The sequence below is a fragment of the Snodgrassella sp. W6238H11 genome (assembly GCF_016100525.1).
Taxonomy (GTDB): domain Bacteria; phylum Pseudomonadota; class Gammaproteobacteria; order Burkholderiales; family Neisseriaceae; genus Snodgrassella; species Snodgrassella alvi.
In genome coordinates, this window is record NZ_JACFSH010000002.1 from 512,524 (window position 1) to 538,574 (window position 26,051).

Annotated in this window: 24 protein-coding genes and 1 tRNA gene; 9 read left to right on the forward strand and 16 right to left on the reverse strand. The window is 42.0% G+C overall.

What is annotated here, in order from left to right:
- Positions 1–8 precede the first annotated feature (8 nt).
- The 4 genes from rimP (at position 9) to rbfA (ending at position 5,410) form a co-directional block, all read left to right on the forward strand.
- Complete coding sequence (gene rimP / locus H3V00_RS05680; protein WP_084585112.1) at positions 9–491, forward strand: ribosome maturation factor RimP; 483 nt, start codon at positions 9–11, stop codon at positions 489–491.
- Positions 492–538: 47 nt separating this feature from the next.
- Positions 539–2,026: a transcription termination factor NusA gene (nusA, locus tag H3V00_RS05685; RefSeq protein WP_037392462.1), complete on the forward strand. Its 1,488-nt coding sequence runs from the start codon at positions 539–541 to the stop codon at positions 2,024–2,026.
- A gap of 10 nt (positions 2,027–2,036) precedes the next feature.
- A complete protein-coding gene (infB, locus tag H3V00_RS05690; RefSeq protein WP_198206834.1) occupies positions 2,037–4,958 on the forward strand; it encodes a translation initiation factor IF-2 in 2,922 nt (973 codons plus the stop codon).
- Positions 4,959–5,038: 80 nt separating this feature from the next.
- Positions 5,039–5,410 carry a 30S ribosome-binding factor RbfA gene (gene rbfA, locus H3V00_RS05695; protein WP_025330989.1) on the forward strand — a complete coding sequence of 124 codons (372 nt, stop codon included), beginning with the start codon at positions 5,039–5,041 and terminating at the stop codon, positions 5,408–5,410.
- Between the two features lie 76 nt (positions 5,411–5,486).
- Here rbfA and H3V00_RS05700 read toward each other — a convergent pair whose 3' ends face one another.
- Positions 5,487–5,972 carry a YbhB/YbcL family Raf kinase inhibitor-like protein gene (locus tag H3V00_RS05700; RefSeq protein WP_084551039.1) on the reverse strand — a complete coding sequence of 162 codons (486 nt, stop codon included), beginning with the start codon at positions 5,970–5,972 and terminating at the stop codon, positions 5,487–5,489.
- A gap of 218 nt (positions 5,973–6,190) precedes the next feature.
- On the opposite strand from H3V00_RS05700, the gene H3V00_RS05705 reads away from it, so the two are divergent.
- A complete protein-coding gene (locus H3V00_RS05705; protein WP_198206833.1) occupies positions 6,191–6,883 on the forward strand; it encodes an alpha/beta fold hydrolase in 693 nt (230 codons plus the stop codon).
- A gap of 78 nt (positions 6,884–6,961) precedes the next feature.
- On the opposite strand, the gene H3V00_RS05710 is transcribed toward H3V00_RS05705, so the two are convergent.
- From H3V00_RS05710 to eno, 3 genes are all read right to left on the reverse strand, one after another.
- Positions 6,962–7,339, reverse strand: a complete 378-nt coding sequence (locus tag H3V00_RS05710; protein WP_198206832.1) for an STAS/SEC14 domain-containing protein — start codon at positions 7,337–7,339, stop codon at positions 6,962–6,964.
- 293 nt (positions 7,340–7,632) lie between these two features.
- Entirely contained in the window at positions 7,633–7,953 is a 321-nt protein-coding gene (gene ftsB, locus H3V00_RS05715) for a cell division protein FtsB (protein ID WP_198206831.1), read from the reverse strand.
- A 30-nt stretch (positions 7,954–7,983) separates the two neighbouring features.
- On the reverse strand, positions 7,984–9,267 hold the full coding sequence (gene eno / locus H3V00_RS05720; RefSeq protein ID WP_100125926.1) for a phosphopyruvate hydratase: 1,284 nt from the start codon (positions 9,265–9,267) through the stop codon (positions 7,984–7,986).
- A 459-nt stretch (positions 9,268–9,726) separates the two neighbouring features.
- Here eno and H3V00_RS05725 point away from each other — a divergent pair.
- Together H3V00_RS05725 and H3V00_RS05730 are read left to right on the forward strand one after the other, a co-directional pair.
- Positions 9,727–9,819 (forward strand) — tRNA-Ser (locus tag H3V00_RS05725).
- 303 nt (positions 9,820–10,122) lie between these two features.
- Complete coding sequence (locus H3V00_RS05730; RefSeq protein ID WP_198206830.1) at positions 10,123–12,102, forward strand: ligand-gated channel protein; 1,980 nt, start codon at positions 10,123–10,125, stop codon at positions 12,100–12,102.
- A 207-nt stretch (positions 12,103–12,309) separates the two neighbouring features.
- On the opposite strand, the gene H3V00_RS05735 is transcribed toward H3V00_RS05730, so the two are convergent.
- The 12 genes from H3V00_RS05735 to leuC form a co-directional block, all read right to left on the reverse strand.
- The gene (locus H3V00_RS05735; protein WP_025330982.1) at positions 12,310–13,077 is read right to left on the reverse strand and encodes a TatD family hydrolase; all 768 of its coding nucleotides are present in this window, start codon (positions 13,075–13,077) and stop codon (positions 12,310–12,312) included.
- A 44-nt stretch (positions 13,078–13,121) separates the two neighbouring features.
- A complete protein-coding gene (locus tag H3V00_RS05740) occupies positions 13,122–13,559 on the reverse strand; it encodes a ProQ/FINO family protein (RefSeq protein WP_025330981.1) in 438 nt (145 codons plus the stop codon).
- A gap of 101 nt (positions 13,560–13,660) precedes the next feature.
- Complete coding sequence (gene aroC / locus H3V00_RS05745; RefSeq protein WP_198206829.1) at positions 13,661–14,776, reverse strand: chorismate synthase; 1,116 nt, start codon at positions 14,774–14,776, stop codon at positions 13,661–13,663.
- 253 nt (positions 14,777–15,029) lie between these two features.
- Complete coding sequence (locus H3V00_RS05750) at positions 15,030–15,284, reverse strand: hypothetical protein (RefSeq protein ID WP_084584731.1); 255 nt, start codon at positions 15,282–15,284, stop codon at positions 15,030–15,032.
- Between the two features lie 429 nt (positions 15,285–15,713).
- Positions 15,714–16,250 carry a membrane integrity-associated transporter subunit PqiC gene (locus tag H3V00_RS05755; RefSeq protein ID WP_198206828.1) on the reverse strand — a complete coding sequence of 179 codons (537 nt, stop codon included), beginning with the start codon at positions 16,248–16,250 and terminating at the stop codon, positions 15,714–15,716.
- Complete coding sequence (gene pqiB / locus H3V00_RS05760) at positions 16,250–17,887, reverse strand: intermembrane transport protein PqiB (RefSeq protein WP_084564496.1); 1,638 nt, start codon at positions 17,885–17,887, stop codon at positions 16,250–16,252. Before pqiB ends, H3V00_RS05755 begins: the two co-directional genes overlap by 1 nt.
- A complete protein-coding gene (locus tag H3V00_RS05765; RefSeq protein WP_198206827.1) occupies positions 17,874–19,211 on the reverse strand; it encodes a paraquat-inducible protein A in 1,338 nt (445 codons plus the stop codon). The genes pqiB and H3V00_RS05765 overlap by 14 nt, the downstream gene beginning before the upstream one ends.
- A gap of 108 nt (positions 19,212–19,319) precedes the next feature.
- Positions 19,320–20,390 (reverse strand): 3-isopropylmalate dehydrogenase, encoded by a 1,071-nt coding sequence (gene leuB, locus H3V00_RS05770; RefSeq protein ID WP_084553471.1) that lies wholly within the window; start codon positions 20,388–20,390, stop codon positions 19,320–19,322.
- Positions 20,391–20,481: 91 nt separating this feature from the next.
- A complete protein-coding gene (gene leuD / locus H3V00_RS05775; RefSeq protein WP_198206826.1) occupies positions 20,482–21,123 on the reverse strand; it encodes a 3-isopropylmalate dehydratase small subunit in 642 nt (213 codons plus the stop codon).
- A 66-nt stretch (positions 21,124–21,189) separates the two neighbouring features.
- Positions 21,190–21,330: an entericidin A/B family lipoprotein gene (locus H3V00_RS05780; RefSeq protein ID WP_051506459.1), complete on the reverse strand. Its 141-nt coding sequence runs from the start codon at positions 21,328–21,330 to the stop codon at positions 21,190–21,192.
- 18 nt (positions 21,331–21,348) lie between these two features.
- A complete protein-coding gene (locus H3V00_RS05785) occupies positions 21,349–21,474 on the reverse strand; it encodes an entericidin A/B family lipoprotein (protein ID WP_078474712.1) in 126 nt (41 codons plus the stop codon).
- A 95-nt stretch (positions 21,475–21,569) separates the two neighbouring features.
- Positions 21,570–22,976, reverse strand: a complete 1,407-nt coding sequence (leuC, locus tag H3V00_RS05790; protein WP_025330973.1) for a 3-isopropylmalate dehydratase large subunit — start codon at positions 22,974–22,976, stop codon at positions 21,570–21,572.
- Between the two features lie 606 nt (positions 22,977–23,582).
- Between leuC and gshA the strand changes: the two genes are divergently transcribed.
- Both gshA and trpS read left to right on the forward strand, forming a co-directional pair.
- Positions 23,583–24,941, forward strand: a complete 1,359-nt coding sequence (gene gshA / locus H3V00_RS05795) for a glutamate--cysteine ligase (RefSeq protein ID WP_198206825.1) — start codon at positions 23,583–23,585, stop codon at positions 24,939–24,941.
- A 95-nt stretch (positions 24,942–25,036) separates the two neighbouring features.
- Positions 25,037–26,047: a tryptophan--tRNA ligase gene (gene trpS, locus H3V00_RS05800; protein WP_198206824.1), complete on the forward strand. Its 1,011-nt coding sequence runs from the start codon at positions 25,037–25,039 to the stop codon at positions 26,045–26,047.
- The last annotated feature ends 4 nt before the right edge of the window (positions 26,048–26,051 follow it).

The following is a 26,051-nucleotide window of genomic DNA, read 5'->3' on the forward strand; positions in this document are numbered from 1 at the left end:
GAGCACAGATGGATATTCAGGGCATTTTAGAAAAAACTTTGCCGGGTCTGGGCTATGAGCTGGTTAATTATGAGCTGACTGCTCAGGGGGATTTACGCGTCTTTATTGATAAGGCAGAAGGCGGTATTTCCCTGGATGATTGTGTTGCGGTCAGTAATCATTTAAGCCGGGTATTGGCTGTAGAGGATGTGGATTATCAGCGTCTGGAAATTTCCAGCCCGGGCTTAGACCGTCCTTTAACCAAACCGGCAGATTTTACGCGTTTTACCGGGCAACTGGCCAAGATTAAGACACGTTTGCCTATAGACGGGCAGAAGAATTTTATTGGCCGGATTAATGGTATTGATGAAAACGATTTAATCAGTATTACGCTGGAAGAAATTAATGAAGCGCGTCGGGCCAAACGTGCTGCTGTGGCAGCCGGTAAGACAGTTTTAATAGAATGGCAGAATATTGATAAAGCACGTTTAAAACCAGAATTTGATTTTTAAATTGAAATTTCATATTTTTGTAAGCAAAGGCTTACAAGGAGAATTAAATGAGTCGTGAAATTTTACTACTGGCTGAAGCTTTGGCGAGTGAAAAAAATGTAGATACAGAAGTAGTATTCAGCGCGCTGGAATTTGCTCTGGCCAGTGCGGCAAAGAAAAAAACTGAGCGTGAAAATATGGATGTGCGGGTGGTGATTAACCGCAATACCGGCGATTACAGCAGTTTTCGCCGCTGGCTGATTGTGGCTGATGAGGATTATACCTATCCCGATATTCAAAAAACCATTGAAGAGATTCAGGAAGAAATTCCGGGAACTACGCTGCAGATTGGTGAGTATTACGAAGAACCAATCGAAAATGTAGAATTTGGCCGGATTGGCGCACAGACAGCCAAACAGGTTATTTTGCAGCGCATTCGCGATGCAGAGCGTGAACAGATTTTAAATGAATTTTTACAGCGTAAAGATAGCCTGGTTCTGGGTACGATTAAACGTGTGGAACGACACGGTGCAATCGTGGAAATTGGCCGTCTGGAAGCACTGTTGCCGCGAGATCAGATGATTCCGCGTGAAAACTTCCGTAATGGTGACAGAGTACGAGCTTTGTTTTTACGGGTAGACCAGATTGGTAACCGCAGTCAGGTTATTCTGACACGTACTTCGCGAGAATTCCTGTTAAAACTGTTTGAAATGGAAGTGCCGGAAATTGAAGACGGTCTGCTGGAAATCAAGGAAGTAACACGTGATCCGGGTTTACGTGCCAAAATTGCGGTGAAATCCAATGATGCACGTATTGATCCGCAGGGTACCTGTATTGGTGTACGCGGTTCGCGTGTCAATGCAGTAACGGAAGAATTAGCAGGTGAGCGTATTGATGTAGTGCTGTGGTCACCTGAAACTGCACAGTTTGTGATTAATGCGCTGAGCCCTGCAGAAGTAACTCGTATTCTGATAGATGAAGATCATCATTCTGTTGATGTGATTGTGGCAGAAGATCAGCTGGCCCTGGCAATCGGACGTGGTGGACAGAATGTACGTCTGGCAGCCGAACTAACAGGCTGGCAGCTGAACATCATGACTGTGGATGAGGCTCAGGAACGCCACGAAGCTGAAGATAAAGCCGTACGTGAGCTGTTTATCAATAACCTGGGTGTTGATGAAAACGTAGCTGAGGTACTGGTTCAGGAAGGCTTTACCAGCCTGGAAGAAGTGGCTTATGTTCCTGTTCAGGAAATGCTGGAAATTGAGGGTTTTGATGAAAGTACGGTAGAAGAATTGCGTAATCGTGCCCGTGATGCCATTTTAACCCTGGCCATCGCCTCTGAAGAGCAGTTAGAGCACATGGACGAAGATTTGAAAAATCTGGAAGGTGTTGATCAGGAAATGCTGCATGATCTGGCCAATGAAGGAATTAAAACCCGTGATGATCTGGCCGAATTGTCAGTAGATGAACTGATTGAAATTACAGGCATTGATGAGGAAACCGCCAAGAAAGTGGTGATGGCAGCACGCGCCCACTGGTTTGACGAAGTATGAGGGTACGCGAATGAGTAATCAAATAACTGTAGAACAATTTGCCTCGGAACTGCATTTATCAACCTCAAGGTTGCTGGAACAGTTAGCCGAAGCAGGAGTACACAAACAGGCAGCGACGGATAAACTGACAGCTGCAGATAAAAAACAGTTGCTGGTTTATTTAAAGCAGTCTAATGGTAGTCAGTCTGCCGGTACCATCACGCTGAATCGTAAAAAACCAGCTGAAAAAAGTACTGTTGGCGGCGTTGAAGTTGAAACCCGCCGGCGGCGGCGTATTGCTGTACCGCCGGAAGAACAGGAAGCCAGACAGGCAGAAGAAAAACAGAATCTTCCGCAGCCTGAATCCGAACCGGTGAAAACAGCAGATACTGAGGCTGAAGAACTGGCAAGAAAAGCTGCTGAAGAGCAGGCTGAAGCGCGACGCAGAGAAGAATCTGCTGCGGCAGCAGCTGCAGAAGCAGCACGTCTGAAAGCAGCAGCGGCGGCCAGTAAAACCGAACAGAAACCTAAAGTGGAATCTGTGCAGACAGAAGTGGTAAAACAGGAAGTGAAACAGCAACAGAACGCAGCAGCTCAACCTGCAGAAGTACCTGCTGATAAAAAGCCAGCAGCAGACAAAACTGAGCAGTCTAAATCCAAACGCAACAACCGTAACCGGAATGCGAAAAAAATTGATTTGGCTGCACTTAAGGCTGAAGCAGCTAAGCCGATTATCAGTCCTGAAGAGCAGGCTCAGCGTGATGAAGAAGCCAGACGTGCTGAAGCCATGCGCGCTCATCGTGAAATGTTACTGAAACAGAAACAGGAACGTCAGGCACGGCGCGAAGCAGCTAAACAGCAGGCTAAGGAAGAAAGTAAAGCAGTTAGTGAGCAGAAAACTGCTGAAGTGCGTTCGGCTAAGCCAACTGAGAAAAAGCCGGTGAGCAGTAATGCACCGAAAGCGGCAGAAAATGTGTCTGAATCAGCAGGCCGGCGTAAAAAGGATGAACAGCGTCATCAGCGTGAAGATGATATGCCAAAAGGTAAATCAGCACGCGGTGGTAAAAACCGGCGTTCGGCAGATGCGGCCAACTCTGAAGAGGGACGCAGCAGCAGACGAGGCAGTAAAAAAGGTGGTAAGAAACAGCTTAAACTGGAACCGAATCAGCATGCCTTCCAGGCACCTACTGAACCTGTAGTACATGAAGTGCTGGTGCCGGAAACCATCACAGCTGCTGAGCTCGCACACAAAATGGCTGTTAAGGCTGCAGAAGTGATTAAAACCCTGATGAAGATGGGTATGATGGTGACCATCAACCAGTCACTGGATCAGGAAACTGCTCTGATTGTAGTAGAAGAAATGGGGCATATTGGTAAGGCTGCTGCAGCTGATGATCCTGAAGCCTTTCTGGATGAAGATACTACTGTTACTGAGGCTGAAAAATTACCCCGTCCGCCGGTGGTTACTGTGATGGGGCATGTAGACCATGGTAAAACATCCTTACTGGACTATATTCGCCGTGCCCGTGTTGTGCAGGGTGAAGCAGGTGGTATTACACAGCATATTGGTGCCTATCATGTGGAAACACCGCGCGGTGTGATTACATTCCTGGATACACCGGGCCATGAAGCATTTACTGCTATGCGTGCTCGCGGTGCGCAGGCTACCGATATTGTGATTCTGGTGGTGGCCGCTGATGATGGAGTAATGCCTCAGACTATTGAAGCCATTGCACATGCTAAAGCTGCAAAAGTACCTTTAGTGGTGGCTGTAAATAAGATTGATAAAGAAGGCGCCAATCCTGAACGTATTCGTCAGGAACTGACCGCACATGAAGTCATCCCTGATTCATGGGGTGGTGATGTACAGTTTATTGATGTTTCAGCCAAACAGGGCACCAATATTGATGCATTGCTGGAAGCAGTATTGCTGGAAGCAGATGTTCTGGAGCTGAAAGCACCTGTAGATTCTGCTGCTAAAGGTATTGTTGTCGAGTCACGTCTGGATAAAGGGCGTGGTGCGGTAGCAACCTTGCTGGTACAAAGCGGTACGTTGCGTAAAGGTGATGTTGTGCTTGCCGGTACAACTTTTGGTCGTGTACGTGCCATGGTAGATGAGAACGGCAAAACCATTACTGATGCCGGTCCGTCTATTCCGGTAGAAATTCTAGGATTGTCAGATGTACCTAATGCCGGTGAAGATTTTATTGTACTGGCTGATGAGAAAAAAGCACGTGAAATTGCTCTGTTCCGTCAGGGTAAATATCGTGATGTACGACTGGCTAAACAGCAGGCCGCCAAACTGGAAAACATGTTTAACAACATGGGTGAAAATCAGGCGCAAAGCTTGCCGATTATTATTAAAGCAGATGTTCAGGGTTCTTATGAGGCCTTAGCAGGTAGTTTGCGTAAACTGTCTACTAATGAAGTACGGGTTGATGTATTGCATAGTGGTGTAGGTGGTGTGACAGAGTCTGATGTGAATCTGGCTATCGCCTCGGGCGCAGTTATCATCGGCTTTAATGTACGTGCTGATGCCACTGCACGTAAACTGGCTGAACATGAAGGTATTGAGATCCGGTATTACAATATCATTTATGATGCTATAGATGATGTGAAGGCAGCTTTAAGCGGTATGCTGGCACCAGAGCAAAAAGAAAATGTGATTGGTACAGTAGAAATCCGTCAGGTTATTAACGTATCAAAAGTGGGTAATATCGCCGGCTGTATGGTAACTGATGGTTTAATCAAACGTGATTCTCATGTTCGGTTAATTCGTAATAATGTGGTTGTGCATACTGGTGAACTGGCTTCATTAAAACGCTTTAAAGATGATGTTAAGGAAGTACGTCAAGGCTTCGAATGTGGTCTGATGCTGAAAAACTTCAATGAAATTATGGAAGGTGATCAGCTGGAAGTCTTTGAGGTAGTTGAAGTTGCCCGTAAGCTTTAAAATGATTTAGGGTATAACAGGCAGCCAGAGAAGTTTCCGGCTGCCTGAATTTACTGGCCTGATCACAGAAAGGAATGATTATGCGTAAACCTCAGCGTGGTTATGCTCGTCAGGATCGTGTTAAAGAGCAGATTATGCGTGAACTGGCCGAACTTGTACGTGTTGGTCTCAAAGATCCGCGTGCCGGTTTTATTACGATTAATGAAGTAGAAGTAACCCGCGATTATAGTCATGCTACTATTTATTACACTGTGCTGGATGACAGTACCCGTGCTGTAACCGAAGAAGCACTGGAACATGCTAAGGGTTATTTGCGTAGCGAACTGGCTCGTCGAATAACTTTATTCCGTACACCTGAGCTGACGTTCATTTATGATGACTCGCTTGAACGAGGTATGAGTATTTCGCATTTGATTGATAAAGTTTCTAAAGAAAAACCGGTTGAAGATTAAATGAAGCTTAAAAAAGAGGTTGTCCAAGATTGGACAACCTCTTTTTATATTATTTAACCTGATTTATATTATGAATTTAGCGGCCATAGTGAACCATTACTGAGGCTTTGGCAATGGCATGACTATTCACTACAAAACCCGTATAACTAGTAGTTGCATCCTCGGGTAAATCAATTTTATCAGTATTCAGAGCATAAACAGTAAAAATATAACGATGGGGCGGATGACCTTCTGGCGGATAAAAACCCGAATAACCTAAAGTTCCGCTATCGTTACGTAGCTGACGTGTTCCGGCAGGTAAATTCTGCCCACCTTTTGCACCAGCATTTCTTTTCAGTTCAGTTAAGTCTTTTGGCAGATTAATCGCCATCCAGTGCCACCAACCTGCACCTCCTGTAGGGGCATCGGGATCATGGCATTGAATTGCAAAACTTTTGGTATTAGCTGGTGCATTTTCCCAAATTAAAGCAGGAGACTGGTTATCACGATCACTTTGATAAGAGGAATCAACAGTATCGCCATTTTTAAATTCAGGACTGGTTAAGGTAAATGTATTTGGCATTATATTTCTCAATGTCATTGGAAAATAAGATATGTAGTGATTTAATTTAGCTGGATAAGGTTGGGTAAGTCAATGTAAATGTAAAAATATTAAATAACAATGGAATTAGTTAAATGGGTTTTAAATTGGCAGCAAACTAATTGCAAACATTAATTTGGCTGATTGATAAACTGTTATAAAATATCAGACCAGTGGTTTGCTCTATTGGGAATATCAAGATGAAAGAAATATTACCTTGGGTATGCATTCCTGGTTTTATGCTCGATGAAACATTATGGAATGATATGAAAGCTAATTTGGCTGAATCCCAGCCGGTATTATGTGCATCACTGGTAAACGGAGACAGTATTGCTGCTATGGCAGAAAATATTGCTGTTTCTGCTCCTGAACGTTTTGTGCTCATTGGTTTTTCGCTTGGCGGCTATGTTGCAAGAACACTGGCCGCCCAGTATCCGCAGCGGGTTGCTGCCCTTGTCTTAATTGCTACTTCATTGCGTGAGGATACACCACAGCAATACGCAGCAAAGCAAAATACTTTACAAATTCAGCAGCATCTAAATTTTCGTGGTTTGGGACATAAGGCTATAATTCAGACGTTGCGACCTGATAATCAAAATAATCAAGAGATGATTAGCAGAATCCGGCAGATGAGTGAACGTTTGGGTTTTGATGTGTTAAGCAGACAATCTTTGCTAAACCGTAAAACTCCGACAGGTCAGAAAATTTCCTGCCCGACTTTGATTATTGTTGCTGCGCAGGATCAGATGCGCTCTATCGATGAAGCTAAGGAGTTGCAGGAATTTATACCACAGGCTAGTCTGAAAATAATCGAAAATAGCGGACATATGTTGCCACTGGAGCAACCGGAAATATTGGCTGAAATGATATCCGGCTGGCTCAATCAGCTTTGATGTAATTAAATTTAATTAAAAATATTTTTGGTTTTATCAGTTAAATATATTAAGTGTGCTTACTGATAAATAAAGCAGTTAATTATTGCGGATGGCATTTGAATTTTGTGTATTCTGTTCCAGCCATTTTTGCGCTGTAGCTGTATCACTAAAGTATCTGGGTCGTTGCAAAGTTAGTAAATTAGCAAGACGTATACCTATACGAATCCAAATATCGTCAACGACAATAGCAGTGCGACCAAAATCATGGGCATGCTGACGCAGAAATCTGAGATGTTCTAAAGCCATATCTATAGTGAAATCTTTCATCTGGCTCAGATCAAGTAACAGATTAGGTAAATGAATGTGTTCAATGGCTTTTAACAAAGCATTTTCCAGCTGATGAAAGTCTTCCAGTGTAAATTCATTGTATAGTACAACGTCTAAACCGTAACTTTTCTGATGGATAGAAATCATATATTTACCTTTAATGCCCAGAACAATTTATCTTAACTGATTCAGCAGATTTTAAAATATCATACTAATTGATTAATACATTGGCTATGATTCTTTTAAGTCTACTCTGATATTGATTAGAAAATTTTAAAACCTGTGGTATTGATACAACCAAGCTATAGGTTGATGGATTTTGTTAGTTAAATTAAATCATCTGTTGGAAATAGAATATATTGCAATTTATTGCTATAAAATAAAACCAGCAGTTTTTAGCACTAAAAACTGCTGGTTTGGTAATGCCAAAGTGTTTTTCTTTATCTTTGAGGAATATTATTCTGATTATTTGTAGTAGTTACAAATGCGCCTGAAGGTACAAAACGATAGAAAACTTCGCCATCCTGTATATAACCCAGTTTATCCCGGGCCATTTCGTTTATCGCATCTTTTCCATCGGCGAGATCTTTAATTTCGGCGGTAAGAGCACGATTACGCTGTATCAGGGTTTCATTACTGGCATTCTGATTTATGACTTTGTTCTCCAGATTCCACATATCGTGCCAGCCGCCATGCCCCATCCACAAGTCGTATTGTAAACCGGCCAATGCTAATAACAGTACCCAGGTTACCCACTTCATTTTATTTGCCTATAATATTCCATACCAGAATTAGCTAAGCTGATAAAAAGCTTTTTTACCCGGATAGTAGGCTGCAGAACCAAGTTCTTCTTCAATTCGCAGCAACTGATTATATTTGGCAATACGATCAGAGCGTGAAAGTGAACCAGTTTTAATTTGCATGCAGTTTGTACCTACAGCCAGATCAGCTATGGTGCTGTCTTCGGTTTCGCCAGAGCGATGGCTCATTACGCTGGTATAGCCAAAGCGTTTGGCTAAATCTACCGCTTTAAGTGTTTCGGACAATGTACCAATCTGATTGACCTTAACCAGAAGTGAGTTAGCCAGACCCTGGGTTATACCTTCGCTTAAAATAGCCGGATTGGTAACAAACAGATCATCACCAACCAGCTGTACTTTTTTACCCAGACGTTCTGTCAGAAGTTTCCAGCCTTCCCAGTCGTGCTCGCTCATACCGTCTTCAATAGACACAATAGGGTATTTGTTAACAAGGTCAGTCAGGTAGTCAGCAAACTCGGCACTGGTCAGGCTCAGATTTTCTGCAGTTAATTCATAATGCCCGTTTTTGTAAAACTCACTGGAAGCGCAATCCAGAGCCAGTACGATATCTTTGCCCGGAATATAGCCTGCTGCCTCTACAGCAGACAGAATCAGCTGAATGGCTTCTTCATGACTGGCTAAATCTGGCGCAAAACCGCCTTCATCACCAACACTGGTAGACATACCTTTATCATTACATAATTTTTTCAGATGGTGAAATACTTCAGCACCACAGCGCAATGCCTGACGAAAAGATTCTGCGCCCACCGGCATAATCATGAATTCCTGAATATCAAGGCTATTATTGGCATGTGCACCGCCATTGATAACATTCATCATCGGAACAGGCATGGACATTGGCCCGGCACCGCCTATATAACGATATAGTGGCAAACCGGCATCTTCTGCTGCAGCACGGGCAACTGCCAGTGAAACTGCCAGCGTAGCATTGGCTCCAAGGCGACCTTTATTATCAGTACCGTCCAGATCAATCATAATCTGGTCGATATAGCTTTGTTCACTGGCATCAATGCCGATAAGTGCCTGTGCAATTTCATTATTAACATTCTCTACAGCCTGTAATACACCTTTGCCCAAATACCGCTGTTTATCGCCGTCACGCAGTTCCAGTGCTTCTTTTTCACCGGTAGACGCGCCGGAAGGCACGGCAGCTCTGCCCATTACCCCAGATTCAAGCAGAACATCACATTCAACTGTCGGGTTACCGCGTGAATCCAGTATTTCACGCGCAAAGATGTCAATAATTGCACTCATGCAAGTCTCCAGAATTTTAAATTTTATATTGTTATGCGATAAAGACTACAAACAATAATTTTGCCAGTCATCGGGTTGACCAGATGGTTAAACTTTGTATTATACCGGAGGCTGAGTATGAGAAAAGGGTAATTTACACTTGATTTTTTGAGCAGTAAATTAAATAGAACAATCAGGTAGCATATGTTTATTATATAAAGTAAACAAATTGATTTCTGTTAAAGGTGCTTTGGAGAATCAGCTAAAACTCTCAGGAACTTATGGTGGCTATATATCAACTTTATCTGAGACCTGAATTTTAGTATAGCTCAGATTTGTATCCATCGGTGGTTTATAGGCGTAAAGAAAATGTTGTTTACTGCTATAGTGTTAGCAAATAGGGCATCATTTCGGAGTTTTTTTTGTATATTTTTGTTTGACAGTTAAGAGTTGATTAGGTATAGTTCGCAACTTCTCTACGGAGAGTTGGCCGAGTGGTCGAAGGCGCTCCCCTGCTAAGGGAGTATACGGGCAAAACCTGTATCAAGGGTTCGAATCCCTTACTCTCCGCCATATTACAAAAAATCCCTGAATTAAATTTCAGGGATTTTTTATTTACTGGTTTTAAAATGAGAGTATGTATCGCTATTGGTAAATCTTATTTTCAAATCATTTAGTTATGTCATTACTTGCCATGACATAATACCTACGCCAACTCAAATGGTATTCTTTTTTATATTTTGTCAATAAATCTGATGCTTTTTAGGTATATTTATGTTAAATTATATAATGATTACTATTATCATTTAAATGAATTTAACTAAATAATTTATTTAAATTTTATTAAAATAAATTCGTCAGAGGTCCGTCTTCATTATGCGTAAACTGGTTCACCATTCGTTTTCACTGGCATTACTCTCAACTTTAATATCTCCGTTATATGCTGCAGAAGCAGTACTGGATGATGTAGTGGTAACAGCTTCGGGATTTAAACAACAGGCAAAAAATGCAGCAGCATCAATTACTGTGATTAATGCCAAAGAACTCGAAACTAAGGAATATCACGATGTCACTGATGCTTTGCTGGATGTACCAGGAGTGGTAGTAACCGGTGGCGGCAGTACGAAAGATATCAGTATCCGTGGGATGTCGGGTGCTTATACTATGTTGCTGATAGATGGCAAACGGGTCAATTCGCGCGGGGTTCGTCCTAATTCCGATGGTCCGGGAATTGAGCAGGGCTGGATGCCACCAATTTCAGCGATTCAGAGGATTGAGGTGATTCGTGGTCCTGCTTCAGCTTTATATGGATCCGATGCAATGGGTGGGGTGATTAATATCATTACCAAAAAAACAGCTGCTGACTGGACTGGTTCAATTAAGGCAGATGCTACTATACAACAGCATAGTAATAGCGGTAATACTCTGCAAAGCAGCGTTTATGTTTCCGGTCCGTTAATTCAGGATAAATTAGGTATCCGTGTTAATGCAGGATATTCTCACCGCGATGAAGATAAATTTATCGGCGGCTATAAAGAACAGCGTATGCGCAACGGTGATCTGGTTCTGTCCTGGACACCGGATGATAAAAATACAATTGATTTTGAATTAAACCGAAGTTTACAGAATCGCAATGGTAAAGTAGGTAAAACAATTGATACAGCACCGCGCAGGGGTGTAAAACCTACAGATGATTACACGCTGTATGATCGCAATCAGTATAGTATTACTCATCGTGGCTACTACGATAAAATTGATACTCAGACATATGTTCAGCGTGAGGAAAATGATAATCCATCACGTGATATGCATGAAAAAAATACTATTTTTAATACCCAGACTCAGTTTCGCCTGAATAAACATACTTTGAGCATCGGCGGCAGATGGCAACGGGAAGAACTGAATGATACTGGTAACCAGCTTGTTATTAACGGGCGGCGGTTAACTCATCTGGAGCGTGATTCTTGGGCAGTTTTCGGACAGGATGAATGGCGTATCGTACCAACATTTGCACTGACTGGTGCAGCACGACTGGATCATGATGAAAATTATGGTTCTGAGATCACTCCAAAGTTTTATGGTGTATGGACGCCTAATAAAGAATGGACAATAAAGGGTGGTTATTCCCGTGGTTATAAAGCACCTGCACTGCGTGCAGCATCAGATGGCTGGGGGCAGGTAACCGGTGGTGGATATTCTAATGGTATTATTATAGGTAACTCAAATCTGAAACCGGAAAAATCAGATAATTTCGAAATCAGTTTCAACTGGGATAATAACCGTAATCTTTCTGCTGGTTTAACTACTTATTATACAAAGTTTAAAAACAAAATAACGGAAGTACGTACCTGTCAGGGTAAGGCCGGTTCAAATGCCTGTTCTTGGCGTAATGAGTATTTTGACTTTATCAGTCAGCGCGAAAATGTGGATAAAGCAGTTTTACGCGGTATAGAAGCAACATTTGGCTGGAAAATTACACCAAAAGTAGACTGGTCTGCGAATTATACCTATACACATAGTGAGCAGAAGAGTGGTCAGTTTAGTGGTAAGCCATTAAATGAAATGCCGAAAAATATGTTTAATACCACGCTTAACTGGAATGCGACGGAAAAATTATCTACATGGGCCAGATGGAATTTCCGCAGCAGAACTTCAGATTATCTGTCACGGACCTCAATGGCAATTGGTAAGCCATCATATGGTTTTGTAGATACAGGATTGGTATTTAAACCGAAAAAAGATCTGATTTTAAGTGGCGGTATTTATAATATATTTGATAAAAGAGTTGATCAGAAAGATTATGGTCGTACTCTGGATGGGCGCCGTTATAGTATCAGTGCACAAGTTAATTTCTAATCCGAAGTTATTGCTGTTTCAAAATAATTTCTTATTATTAATTTTTGAAAAAGTATAAATCTGCCAGCTTTCAATTATTGAAAGCTGGCAGATTCCTAATGATGAATAGTTATTTAAATTTCTGTATATGAGTACTAAGCAAAAAACATTCTAGTGTTATTCATGCCTTTCACCAATGATTCTTTCAGTTAATAAATAATACTGAGACTAAGTTTTTTGTGAAATAACTTGAAACGTATTTTTGCTAGTAATGGAAGCTATATCCTGCCAGTGACTATTGCGCAAGCCGGCTATGATTTCAGCAATCTGGCGTAAATTATCAGGAGTGTTATTCTGATGCGGCAGAGGAGACATATAAGGTGCATCAGTTTCGATTACTATATGTTGTAAAGGTAGCTTTTCGGCAATGTGCCGAATTTTTTTTGCCTGTGTTCGTAATAATAAAGAACCAACACCAATAAAAAAACCATGCTTAATCCAAGCCTGTGCTTCTTCCATACTGCCGGAAAAGGCATGAGCAATCCCGCCAAAAGTAAATTGGCAACGTTTAATACTGTGTATGCAAGCATCGGTAGCATGGACGTTATGAATAATGACAGGACGCTGCAGAGATTTGGCCATTCTTAGTTGGGCTTCAAAACAGTTAATCTGCAAATTTTTGTCTGCTGTGTTATTTATTCGTGCAAAATCCAGACCAATTTCTCCCATCATAATATCTGGATGTGTATGTAGTAATGATTCGAGTTGATTGAGTGCAGAATCATTGTGACTGTTGATATACCAGGGATGAATGCCTATTGCCGCATATATGCAAGAATAAGCTTCTTGAAGTTCGATGGTTGTCAGCCAGTCAGCAGGACTGGTAGCGGGTACGAGAAAATGACCAATATGTTTATCAGCAGCCTGTTGCAGTACTTGGGTTAAATTTTCTGTCAGGGGGCTGTGATTGAGATGGCAGTGGCTGTCAAATAGCATGAGAATAAAAAACACGAGCTTGAGGGCTCGTGTATCTGCTGGTATCAGTTCTGTGATGATTCTTCGCTGCTACTGCTATGATCAGTTTCAGCTTTTGCAGAGGGGGTTTCTGCGACTTCAGTTGCTGATGCCGGTTTTGCTGTCTGCATAGAGGGATGTTGTTTAGCAATAGCCTGCTCTTCTGGTGAAACTTCACCTTTAAAGCGGTTATTCAAATCAAAACGCTTTCCTCCGCGTGCCAGAGATTTGATATATCGCGGCCGGCGGCAGTGATTGGCCAGAACGCGTGCTATAAGAGCAGGATCATATTGTGGTAATGCAGTAATTAAATCCTGATCAATGCCGATTGCCAATGGTTTAAAATGCTTAAATACATCATATTTGCGATAGATATGTTCGGCAATCATATCAGTTTGCTTTTTTTTGCTCATGGTCTGTACAGCTGATTTCAGGGCTGCACCCAAAGCGGTTTCTTGACTCATAAAGTTACTTCCTTGTGGGTTTATGGCCATTTCAATGAAATAATAATGAATTAAATCATTGATACAGATGATAACTTTGCAGTTATGGCTATAAAAAATATTCAGATATTAGCTTCATCAGATAAATAATGAGCAATATCAGGTGTATCTACGTGAATATCAGTATTTTGTGCACGCTGGCGTAAAGCATGATCCATGAGAACCAAAGCAAGCATTGCTTCGGCAATTGGCGCTGCGCGCAGTCCGACACAAGGATCGTGACGACCTTGGGTCGATAGTAGAACCGGCTTGCCATGAATATCTATTGAATGACGAGGTGTGGCAATGCTGCTGGTAGGTTTAATGGCCAGATTAATGTGTATGTCCTGACCACTGCTGATGCCTCCTAATATACCGCCGGCATTATTAGATCTAAATCCTTCAGGTGTCAGCTCATCTCCATGTTCACTACCTTTTTGGCGTATACATTCAAAACCTGCACCTATTTCTACGCCTTTAACTGCGTTAATGCCCATCATGGCATGAGCTATATCGGCATCAAGACGATCGAAAACCGGTTCACCCAGTCCGACCGGAACATGACGAGCAGTAACATGCAGTTTGGCTCCGATGGAATCACATGCTTTACGTATGCTATCCATATATTGTTCCAGTTCTTGAATCTGGCTTTTATTGGCGACAAAAAAAGGATTATTGTTTATATAGGCATAATCTTCAAAAGAGATATTTTTTTCACCAATCTGGGTGATATGGGCAATTATTTCAGTATTAAAATGCTGACGTAACCATTTTCTGGCTACTGCGCCTGCTGCTACCCGGGCAGCTGTTTCACGAGCTGAGCTACGTCCGCCGCCGCGATAATCTCTGATACCGTATTTATGCCAATATGTGTAGTCCGCATGTCCGGGGCGGAAACTCTGAGCAATATCACTATAATCTTTACTGCGCTGATCAGTATTTCTGATTAATAAAGCTATTGGTGTGCCGGTGGTTTTTCCTTCAAATACGCCGGAAAGAATTTCGACAATATCTGCTTCACGACGCTGAGTAACATGGCGGCTGGTACCGGGTTTACGTCTGTTCAGATCATGCTGAATATCGGCCTCATTCAAAGCCAGTCCCGGCGGACACCCGTCTATGATACAACCAATTGCAGCACCGTGGCTTTCACCAAAGGTGGTAACAGTAAGGATTTGTCCGAAAGTATTGCCGGCCATAAGTTTTACTCTTACATTTTCAGTATCAGAAATAATTTTGCTGTTGAGTTTAGCATGGTTTATACGGTTTAGGCATAATTTGTCTGGCAGTTCGTTTGTTTTTGGCGCAGATGCTTTGATATGGTTATAAATTTACCTTTTTTGCCAGAAATTTTTGTCTGTTATCAACAGAAATATGGGTGTGATAAGCCTGATAGGTAAAAAATATGTTAAATGGATAATAAAATTTAATAATGAATCAAATGTAATATTTTTATTTGTTGATAGGCTGTTTTTTCTGATCGGTTGTTTTTGCAGCCGGTTTCTCAGGCTGACCGGATGGTTCTGTACCGGCTATAACGGGTGGTTCTGATGGTAGGGGCTTGGTTTTAATCGGAAAGTTAATTGTCGTGCCAAGACCAAAATTGTGATTGCCACCACCAATACCGACTGCCACATTAGAAGGCATGCCAATACTACATGCGCCAACTAGAAGTAAAGCAATAAGGGAAACGAGTTTTAATCTCATAATTCTCTTCGGATAGAAATATTGTTTTATTATAAATCTTTCTGGTTATCTGGCGAATAAATTTATGGTGTCATTAGTGTAATTTTGTTGTTCTTGCTACATTAGATAATTTTGTTATCTGAAGAGTATAGAATGAAAAATCATTTAGCTGAAAGTATCATTATTAATATAGAGAATATCAATATTTTTACTGATTTATATTATTGTTTTATTTATATTTATTAAATAGGGTATTAAAGGAATAATTTTTTATCATTATAAATGATGGGGTATTGATAAATACCCCATCATAGCTCATCTAATCTGCATGTTCATTTGCTGAATTAGCCATCTTATACACTTGAGTCAGTAACGGTATGTTCTGTTTAGAAAAAAATTTATCAAATGTGCTTATTAGGCAAACTGCTATCCTGGTTAGTATTGCAATAATTAATTATATGGAGCAATGCTTTTGGCTACATTACTGAGTCCTTGAGCCAGAGCATTAACCATATTATTGTAGCCATTGCCTTGCTGAGGTAGCCGGACATTAAAATTATGACCGTGTTCATTATTAATACCCTGCCAGCTGCTGTAACCACTGATGTAGATATAACCATCATAGCTACCTTGAAAAGACTGTATATATACAGTTAGTGTGGTTTTAGTTTTATTTTCAGGAGTAAACAGATAGCGAATACTTTGTTTATTAAGTTCATTGGCCAGAGTCTGACTAATTTCACCGCCAAGATCATCAGCCCATAGATGCTGCTGAGCAAAGTGCAGAGTTGTCGGACTGTCCTGATAAACTAAATTTCCCTGATTAAGGCGTTCAGCCAGTACTACTTTAAGTTGTACCGGAATTCTCTGGCTGCCGGCCGGTAATTGATAGTTACTGCCGGGTAGCTGATAGTAAGTAACTGGATTACTGGCACATGCACCAAGTGTCAGACTGACAGCACAGACAAGTGGTAACAAAATTTTCATTATCTGGCTCCTTTTGGTTCCGGATCATGCCCGCGACGATTAAAAATCAGGGCATTGGGTTGTTGTTTCAGGGTTTTCAGTGTTGGCTGTGCATCTTTCAGGGTGCTGTCAATACTTTTCAGGGTTTGCTGAATATCACCATATAGAGGTGAAGTGCTGGATACACCTTGTAATGTAGTCCGTAATTCTTTCAGAGTAGCCGCCAGCTCAGCAGGTAGTTGCTGAGTTTTATTTTGTGACAACAACCGGTCTGCACTGGCCAGAGTCGTTTTTAATTGTGCCAGTGTCATATCCAGCTGTTTCATGGTGTTTTCTATAGGCAGCTTATTCATTTTGGCTAATAGTGCAGTCAATTGATTCTGGATCATATCAAGTCCGGTATGGGTGCTGCTGATAACGGTATATCCCTGATATTGTGTTACTGGTTTAAACAGTGATTCTCCCGGTTGTGCCTGAGATAAACTAATATACTGATTACCAGTAATCAAATTATCTTTTTCCAGAGATGCAGATAAACCCAGATTAAGTGCCTGCTGGATTTGCTGCTGCCAGATTTTATCGTCCTGTTTGCCGGCATTTATTTCCATACGTCCCGGCTCAATACGTAAACGTACTGGTATCCAGCCATGCTGGAAGAGTTTATGGCTGTCATTCGGGGCAAAGTATGGTACATCTGCAACAGAACCGATATTAATACCCTGATATTCTACCGGAGCACCAACGCTGAGTCCGCGTACAGACTGCTGGAAGAATACAACATAGTATTGGGCACGATTTGTCGGCAGGTTATCCAGTTCCCGTTCGCTATTGTAGAGAGTAAATTCAGTGTTGTTGGCAACAGGATTGCCTTTACCCTCAAACATGGTTTTGAATACGATTGCACCGGAGAGCAGTGCGGGTATGGGAGCAGAATCAATATGTACACCGCCGCCAGAAGCAGTAACCTGCAGACCGGTCTGCAGCCAGAATTTAACTTTGTCGCCTATCAGGCTGTCATACGGACTATTGATGTAGACCTGATAATGTACGCTGTTGTCTTTAGGGTCAAAATAGGCTTTTTCAATTTGTCCGGCACTGATATCTCCGTAAAGTACCGGGCTGCCCGGATTAAGCAGTTTGTCACTGTGGCCTTTCAGACGCAAACGCATACCACTTTGCGATATGGCAGTAACAGGAGGTAAATCAGCTACGGTAAATGTTTCTGCTCTTTCTTTGCTGTGCCCCGGAGTGAAAGCGATATATGAACCGGAAACTAAGGTATTCAGGCCGGTAATACCACTCTGATCTATGCGTGGTTTAACAATCCAGAACTGAGTGTCTTTACGTAACATATTTTTGACGTCAGCGGTCATCTGCGCTTTGATTTGTACGCCTTTTTCATCCGGGCTGATTCTGATTGCAGTAACTTTACCGACGGTGACGTTCATGACTTTAATGGTAGTCGTGTTAATTTCAAGCCCGTCCGCGTCTTTTATATACAAAGTAATTTCCGGCCCTGTATGCCGAAGATGCTGAAAAAGCAGCCATGCCCCGGTTAATAATGCCAGCACCGGAATAATCCACACCAGTACGTTAAAGGGTGGATTACGTTTTACTGTGGCAGTTGCCTGTGGCGTCTGATTGTCAGATTGACTCATGATGAGAATGCCTTTTACTGCTGTTTTTATAATGAGGTTTATGGTGTTTTCTTTGTTGTACTGCTTCATCCCAGAGTAAACGCGGGTCGAAACTCAGTGCAGAAACCATGGTCAGGATGACAACTGCACAAAAATAAATGGTGGCAGCACCCGGGGTTACATTGGCCAGTGGTGTGGAAAATGCCGACATGAGAATGATAACGACAAATATATCAATCATTGACCAACGCCCGATTGATTCGGTAATGCGGTAGAGTATGGTTAATTTGTGTGCAGACATTAATGGACGGTAAGCAGCAGAATACAGTAAAACCAGCATAGAAATAATTTTCAATATGGGAATGGCCATACTGGCACTAAATATAACAACTGCAATTAAAACGTCACCATCATTCCACATGTATTCTATACCATCAAGAATGGTACTAGAAAGATTGGTGCCCGGCGAGCGGGTAATCATCATCGGCAATAAATTAGCCGGTATATAGAAAATAATGGCTGCCAGCAGAAAGGCCATACTAATGCTCAGACTTAACGGTTTACGGCGGCTCAGATACGAACCGCAAACGCTGCATACATTCAGGCTGGCTGGTTGCTCAAAAAGACAATAATTACAGTTGATGGTATCAGCACTATTGTTCTGTAAAACAGGATCATTGCCGGTAAGGCGCTGTATCTGATAAAAAATCCAGTGTTCAGGTACACCCTGAGAAGTGCGGATAAGTAAAATGGCCAGTACCATCATCAGCCAGAAAGCAAGTCCGAAATGAATTTGTGCCATACCACTGATTTTAATATAAGCTACCAGTGTGGCAATATAAAATACATCGACCATAATCCAGTGGCGCAGACGAACCAGTGTACGGGTAGCGTATAGCATACCGGGTAATATCTGCCGGTAGCGCAAACCTGTGTATACGTACAGACACAATAACAGAAACAGTACCGGCGAACCAAAAGTTAACAGGAACATGACTTCCGCCAGCAAAGAATAATCCTGCTGGGCCAGTGTCTCAACCATATACGGAATAGTTAGCTCTACATGTATGCCAAGTAAATCTATGCTCATGTATAACTGTGTATACACAATTAACATGATAATTAATGAAGCAATAGCATAAGCTGTTGGCGTATCCAGTGGATGATGTTCAATTCTGACCAGATGCTGCCTGCAACGGGGGCAATGAGCATATTCGCCGGGAGTCAGCGAAGGAATAGACAGAGAAAGACCACAGCAGGGGCAGCCAACATGATGTGCCGGCAGGCTGCCATCTGGCAAGTCAGTTAATGAAGTTTGCGCCTGTTGTGTGGAACGGTAGCTCAAGATATCAAATTTCAATTATAAAAATAGCTATATAAAAAATAACTTAACAGAGATATAAATTCTCTGTTAAGTTTAATATACGTAATTTAATGATAATGTGCAATTATCTTATAACGCAGCAAGTACGGCATCACCCATCTGGCTGCATGAAATACGCGTACAACCTTCTTCAAATATATCATTTGTTCGCAAACCTTGTGCCAGCACTTTGCCTACAGCTGCTTCGATTCGCTGAGCAGCATCTTCGTTATTCAGGCTGTAACGTAAAAGCATCGCTAAAGAAAGTATAGTAGCCAGTGGATTAGCCAGATTCTGACCGGCAATATCAGGAGCAGAACCATGTGAGGGTTCATACATGCCCTTACCGGTTTCATTAAGAGAAGCGGAGGGCAGCATACCAATAGAGCCGGAAAGCATTGAAGCCTGATCAGAAAGAATATCACCGAAGATGTTGCCTGTTACGATAACGTCAAATTGCTTAGGTGCTTTAACCAGTTGCATGGCGGCGTTGTCTACGTACATATGGCTAACACTGACATCAGGATAATCTTTACTCATTTCTGTAATGATTTCACGCCATAATTCTGTTGTTTCCAGAACATTAGCTTTATCAACGGAACAAAGTTTTTTGTTGCGTTTTTGTGCTGCTTCAAACGCAATTTTACCGATACGGCGAATTTCACTCTCACTGTAACGCATGGTGTTGATACCTTCGCGTTCACCGTTAGCTAATGTATGAATTCCGCGCGGTTCGCCAAAATAAATATCGCCGGTTAATTCACGCACGATAAGAATATTCAGTCCGGAAACTACTTCCGGTTTTAATGTAGAAGCATTGGCCAGCTCTGGATAGAGAATTGCCGGACGCAGATTGCCAAAAAGATTGAGGTCTTTGCGTATGGCCAGCAGACCGCGTTCGGGGCGTAAAGAACGTTCCAGTTTATCGTATTGAGGACCACCGACTGCGCCAAGCAATACTGCATCTGCCTGACGACAGATATTCTGAGTAAATTCAGGGTAAGGATGTCCGTATTCATCATAGGCTGCTCCGCCCAATGGTGCATACTGATAATCTGCATCCAGCCCCTCTGCAATCAGTTTATCCAGAACGCGTACGGTTTGTCCGATGATTTCCGGTCCGATACCGTCACCGGGAAGAATAGCAATATGTTTGCTCATTTTATTCTTTCTGCTTATCGATTAATGACTGATAATTTTGAGTTGTCAGTTAGTTTTTCAGATTATAAATGATTGAAAATTTCTGATTCAGTCAGGACTGATACAGCCATGGTTGTTGTTGCTTATGTTTATTTTCATATGCTTTGATAGCATCAGCGTGTTGTAATGTCAGTCCGATTTCATCCAGACCGTTGAGCAGACAGTGTTTGCGGTGTTCAGTAATCTCAAAATGATAATATTTTCCGTCCGGCGTGTTAACAGTTTGTTCCGGCAGATTAATATTTAGCTGATAACCTTCGTTAGCTGTCACATCGTGAAATAAGAGATCAACGATTTCTTCAGGCAGAACGATAGGTAATAAGCCATTTTTGTAGCAGTTATTGAAAAAGATATCAGCAAAAGAAGGTGCAATAATGGCACGGAAGCCATAATCATCCAGAGCCCAGGGAGCGTGCTCACGGCTGGAGCCGCAACCGAAGTTTTTCCGTGTGAGCAGAATATGCGCGCCCTGATAACGTGGCTGATTAAGCACAAAGTCTGGATTTAGCGGACGTTTACTGTTATCCATACCTGGCTCACCATGATCCAGATAACGCCATTCATCAAATGCATTCGGCCCGAAGCCGCTGCGTTTAATGGATTTAAGAAATTGTTTGGGAATGATTGCATCAGTATCTACATTAGCGCGGTCAAGAGGCGCTACGAGTGCAGTAAGAGTAGTAAAAGATTTCATGCGGTATTTTAGTATTTTGTAGTTTATGATTGAATTTTATGCAAGCCCTTGCGGGCTTGCATGCAGTTACATTTCTGAACGTACGTTGTCAGAAGCATTACTTACAGCCTGACCGCCGGCAGAAATATCGCGGCCTACACCGGAAACAGTATGACAACCGGCCAGAAAACCAACAATAGCAAGACTCAAAAGCATTAATTTTTTCATGATTTTATCCTTGTATTGTTATCTGTTGGCAGCATTGGATAAATGTTGACCACCAGCTTTGACATCCTGTCCCACACCGTGAATTGTGTGGCAACCAGTAACTACGGCCATAACCATTGCAGCAATTAACAACATTTTTTTCATACCGTACTCCTTCAACAAAGATAAATATTAACAAATTCAATCAGAACTACATGCTTATCATGCACGTGCTGGCTTAAAACTGCAAGTTATTCACTTTATATCTGTCGCACATCGGTAAAATGTCCGGTAATGGCAGCAGCCGCTGCCATCGCCGGACTAACCAGATGAGTACGTCCGCCGTTGCCCTGTCTGCCTTCAAAATTCCGGTTAGACGTTGAGGCACAGCGCTCCTGCGGCTGTAAGCGGTCTGCATTCATGGCCAGACACATTGAGCAACCCGGTTCACGCCACTCAAATCCGGCTGCTGTAAAGATTTTATCCAGTCCTTCTGCTTCTGCCTGCTGCTTAACCAGACCTGAACCGGGCACAATCAATACCCTTTTTACATTATCTGCTTTGTGATGTCCTTCTGCGACACTGGCAGCAATGCGTAAGTCTTCAATTCGTCCGTTTGTACAGGAACCAATAAAAACAACATCAACCGGAATCTCATTAACTGGTGTACCGGCTGTTAATCCCATATATTGTAATGCGCGCTGCATACCTTCCCGTTTAACCGGATCAGTTTCTGCAGCCGGGTCTGGTACCTGCTGATTGACTGCAATCACCATTTCGGGTGATGTTCCCCATGTTACCTGTGGTTCTATATCAGCAGCATTAAAGTGGTAGGTTTTATCAAAATGTGCGCCTTCATCGGATACTAAAGTGTGCCAGTAGCTGACAGCCTGATCCCACAGCTCACCCTGAGGTGCAAAATGACGGTCTTTAATATAATCAATAGTTGTCTGGTCGACGGCAACCAAACCAGAGCGGGCACCGGCCTCTATGGCCATGTTGCATAAGGTCATGCGACCTTCCATAGAAAGATTACGTATAGTCTCGCCGCCAAATTCGATTGCATAGCCTGTACCGCCGGCTGTACCAATTTGCCCGATAATATATAAAGCAATATCTTTGGCTGTGATACCTGTTTTTAGGGCGCCATCGATTTTAATCAGCATGGTTTTTGATTTTTTCGCAGTAATACACTGTGTTGCCATCACGTGCTCTACTTCTGATGTGCCAATACCATGAGCAAGTGCACCGAATGCACCATGTGTAGAGGTGTGTGAATCACCGCATACTACAGTCATCCCGGGTAAAGTTGCTCCCTGTTCAGGTCCGACAACATGCACAATACCCTGATTGATATTTTTAAACGGATAATATTTCTCTACCCCGAATTCGCGAATATTTTTATCCAGTGTATTGACCTGAAGTTTGGATATCGGGTCAGTAATTCCTTCGTCCCAGTGATCGGTCGGTGTGTTATGGTCAGCAGTGGCCACAATGCTTTGTTCACGCCAGAGCGGACGGTGAGCAAGTTTCAGTCCCTCAAAAGCCTGCGGACTGGTTACTTCATGTACAAGATGGCGGTCAATATAAAGTAAAACTGTACCATCAGCCTGTTCTTGGACAATATGGCTATTCCACAGTTTTTCATACAAGGTTTGTGCATTCATTGTAGTAGCTTTGTTTTGTTATGTTTTATGTGTGATGCATCTTAATACTGTTAAGGTGGTTTTACAAGTATTTTGTCTAAAAAATAAATTTTTGGACTAAAATAAATAAAATTATCGAATATTTTAGACTAAATGTCTAATTGTATGTTTAAATTCTCTATAAATCATTTGATTTGAGCTGGTTAATCTGAATCATGTGTGGTAAAGACTGTAGATAATAGTTTCTGCTCTATAAAGATTAGAAGTTATTGGTTTCAAGCTGGCTGGCACTTTTTCAAATAATAGTAAGCGATGCTTTTATCTAGATATCTGTGTTAACTTAATAATATGTGTTTATATATTCGGTAGTAATCAGAAAAAAGTATGTACAAAGGATAGTTTATCTGTCGGTATCTAAATTTTTATATTAAAAAAATAATATTTTCATTGTGTTATATTCTTGTGACTGGTTTGGTTTATATTTATGGCTGCCTGCTTGAATCTGTCTGAAAATAAAACCTTTAGTTGAGCCAAACTTAAAAAGAATACCCTCTGAACCGGCAAAATTATATAGAATACCGCATGTGCAGCAAAAATGCTGGGTATGAATGTAGAAAGGAATGAAATATGAGTTTACCTGATGTAGCCTCAGCGCATCGTGAAGAATTGCAGGATTTTGAACGTGCAATTTTAGCCAGTCAAACACAGATTGAATCATGGTTTCGTGCTCAATGGCGACATCACCACGCTCCTTTTTACGGTTCTGTGGATATTCGTAACAGCGGATATAAATTAGCCAGCATAGATATGAATCTGTTTCCGGGCGGATTTAATAATCTGAATCCCGTTTTTCTTCCGCTGGCATCAGTAGCAGCACAGGATGCCGTAGAACGTGCCTGTGCAGATGCACAATCAGTTTTACTGATCCCCGAAAATCATACGCGCAACACTTTTTATTTACAAAATGTCTATGCGCTGTATTCTATCTTGCGCCATGTCGGATTAGATGTTCGTATCGGAACCCTGAATCCTGAGATTACAGAGATTACTACGCTGGAAACGGCGTTGGGTGATCACATTACGCTGGAACCGGTACAGCGACAGGGCAATCTTTTACAGCTGGCCGACGGTTTCACCCCTTGCATGATTCTCCTGAATAATGATTTATCTGGCGGTGTGCCGGAAATATTGCAAGGTCTGGAGCAAACATTATTGCCTCCGTTAAAAGCAGGGTGGACTACAAGGCGTAAAAGTACACATTTTCAGGCCTATAATCAGGTAGCTTCTGAGTTTGCACAATTAGTAGGTATAGATGAGTGGACAATTAATCCTTACTTCGAAGTATGCAGTGGTCTGGATTTTACCAGTCATGAAGGAGAAAACCGGCTGGCTGAAACTGTCGAAAGATTATTGCAGCGTATTCAGCACAAGTACGATGAATCAGGTATTCAGGATAAACCATTTGTTATTGTTAAAGCCGATGCCGGTACTTATGGTATGGGTGTCATGAGTGTGCATTCTGCTGAAGAAGTACGCGGTTTAAATCGTAAAAAACGCAATAAAATGGCTAAAATCAAAGAGGGCCTGGAAGTAAGCGAAGTAATTGTACAGGAAGGAATTTATACTTATGAAACGCTGAATGGCGCAACAGCCGAGCCAGTGGTATATATGATGGACCGGTTTGTCATTGGTGGTTTTTACCGGGTACATCAGGATCGCGGACCGGATGAAAATCTGAATGCAGTTGGTATGCATTTTGTACCATTACAATGCAATATTGCTTCTCTGGATACTCAGAGTGCTGAAGAAGCAGCCAGTAAACGGGAATTTAAACCATGGGAACAGCTGGGCATACCACAAACAGAAAATGTTACTCAGGCAAGAGATTGTGAAAGTATCCGCTTATATGTTTACGGAGTGCTGGCCAGACTGTCACTTCTGGCCGCAGCTATTGAGTTGGAAAATATGTCTGAACCGGCGGTTTAATTTATCCGGATCGATTATATGATTTGCTGAATGTTAAAAGTATGAAAACCGGCCTCAGTATTAATAAAAATTTATTTTTAAAGTAAGTGTTTATAATGAAAAAAATTCGTGTTTTAACTGGTGTAACGCCAAGCGGAATTCCGCACCTGGGTAATTATGTTGGAGCAATTCGTCCGGCAATACAAGCAAGTATGAACTCAGAAGTAGAATCTTTTCTGTTTTTATCTGATTATCATGCGCTGATTAAATGTCATGAACCTGAAAAAGTACATGAATCCACCAAAGCAGTAGCAGCAACCTGGCTTGCCTGCGGTCTTGATCCGGAACGGACAACTTTTTACCGTCAGACAGATATTCCTGAAGTAATGGAATTGAACTGGATACTTACCTGTAATACAGCCAAAGGTTTGATGAACCGGGCACATGCCTATAAAGCTGCGGTACAGGAAAATGCAGAAAAAGGGCAGGAAGATCCGGATCACGGAGTTGAAATGGGGCTGTTCTGTTATCCGATGCTGATGAGCGCGGATATACTGATGTTTAATGCGGATAAAGTACCGGTAGGACGTGATCAGATTCAGCATCTTGAAATGGCGCGCGATATTGCCGGTCGATTTAATCATCGTTATAAACCGTTATTTACGTTACCGGAAGCTCAAATTGATGACAACGTTGAAACTCTGGTAGGGCTGGACGGCCGGAAAATGAGCAAAAGTTATGGCAATACCATTCCATTGTTTGAGTCTGAAAAAAAATTGCAGAAAGCTGTTAATAAAATTGTTACCAATCTGAAAGAACCCGGTGAAGCCAAACAACCGGATGAAAGTCCGCTGTTTGATATTTATAAAGCATTTGCAACACCGGCAGAAACTTTACAGTTTACTCAGATGCTGGCTGACGGGCTGGCCTGGGGTGAGGCTAAAAAAATTCTGGCTGCAAAAATTAATGAAGAACTGGCTGAAAAACGTGAACGTTTCGAGCAGCTTAACGCACAACCATCCTTAATTGAGGATATTTTGCAAGCTGGAGCAGTAAAAGCACGTCAGACAGCAAAACCTTTTCTGGAAGCGGTACGTGAAGCTGTGGGTATTCGCTCACTTAAATAAATAA

Bases quoted from the DNA above. Each gene is read 5' to 3' on its own strand.
- rimP (WP_084585112.1), top strand. From the start codon at position 9: ATGGATATTCAGGGCATTTTAGAAAAAACTTTGCCGGGTCTGGGCTAT.
- nusA (WP_037392462.1), top strand. From the start codon at position 539: ATGAGTCGTGAAATTTTACTACTGGCTGAAGCTTTGGCGAGTGAAAAA.
- infB (WP_198206834.1), top strand. From the start codon at position 2,037: ATGAGTAATCAAATAACTGTAGAACAATTTGCCTCGGAACTGCATTTA.
- rbfA (WP_025330989.1), top strand. From the start codon at position 5,039: ATGCGTAAACCTCAGCGTGGTTATGCTCGTCAGGATCGTGTTAAAGAG.
- H3V00_RS05700 (WP_084551039.1), bottom strand. From the start codon at position 5,972: ATGCCAAATACATTTACCTTAACCAGTCCTGAATTTAAAAATGGCGAT.
- H3V00_RS05705 (WP_198206833.1), top strand. From the start codon at position 6,191: ATGAAAGAAATATTACCTTGGGTATGCATTCCTGGTTTTATGCTCGAT.
- H3V00_RS05710 (WP_198206832.1), bottom strand. From the start codon at position 7,339: ATGATTTCTATCCATCAGAAAAGTTACGGTTTAGACGTTGTACTATAC.
- ftsB (WP_198206831.1), bottom strand. From the start codon at position 7,953: ATGAAGTGGGTAACCTGGGTACTGTTATTAGCATTGGCCGGTTTACAA.
- eno (WP_100125926.1), bottom strand. From the start codon at position 9,267: ATGAGTGCAATTATTGACATCTTTGCGCGTGAAATACTGGATTCACGC.
- H3V00_RS05730 (WP_198206830.1), top strand. From the start codon at position 10,123: ATGCGTAAACTGGTTCACCATTCGTTTTCACTGGCATTACTCTCAACT.
- H3V00_RS05735 (WP_025330982.1), bottom strand. From the start codon at position 13,077: ATGCTATTTGACAGCCACTGCCATCTCAATCACAGCCCCCTGACAGAA.
- H3V00_RS05740 (WP_025330981.1), bottom strand. From the start codon at position 13,559: ATGAGTCAAGAAACCGCTTTGGGTGCAGCCCTGAAATCAGCTGTACAG.
- aroC (WP_198206829.1), bottom strand. From the start codon at position 14,776: ATGGCCGGCAATACTTTCGGACAAATCCTTACTGTTACCACCTTTGGT.
- H3V00_RS05750 (WP_084584731.1), bottom strand. From the start codon at position 15,284: ATGAGATTAAAACTCGTTTCCCTTATTGCTTTACTTCTAGTTGGCGCA.
- H3V00_RS05755 (WP_198206828.1), bottom strand. From the start codon at position 16,250: ATGAAAATTTTGTTACCACTTGTCTGTGCTGTCAGTCTGACACTTGGT.
- pqiB (WP_084564496.1), bottom strand. From the start codon at position 17,887: ATGAGTCAATCTGACAATCAGACGCCACAGGCAACTGCCACAGTAAAA.
- leuB (WP_084553471.1), bottom strand. From the start codon at position 20,390: ATGAGCAAACATATTGCTATTCTTCCCGGTGACGGTATCGGACCGGAA.
- leuD (WP_198206826.1), bottom strand. From the start codon at position 21,123: ATGAAATCTTTTACTACTCTTACTGCACTCGTAGCGCCTCTTGACCGC.
- H3V00_RS05780 (WP_051506459.1), bottom strand. From the start codon at position 21,330: ATGAAAAAATTAATGCTTTTGAGTCTTGCTATTGTTGGTTTTCTGGCC.
- H3V00_RS05785 (WP_078474712.1), bottom strand. From the start codon at position 21,474: ATGAAAAAAATGTTGTTAATTGCTGCAATGGTTATGGCCGTAGTTACT.
- leuC (WP_025330973.1), bottom strand. From the start codon at position 22,976: ATGAATGCACAAACCTTGTATGAAAAACTGTGGAATAGCCATATTGTC.
- gshA (WP_198206825.1), top strand. From the start codon at position 23,583: ATGAGTTTACCTGATGTAGCCTCAGCGCATCGTGAAGAATTGCAGGAT.
- trpS (WP_198206824.1), top strand. From the start codon at position 25,037: ATGAAAAAAATTCGTGTTTTAACTGGTGTAACGCCAAGCGGAATTCCG.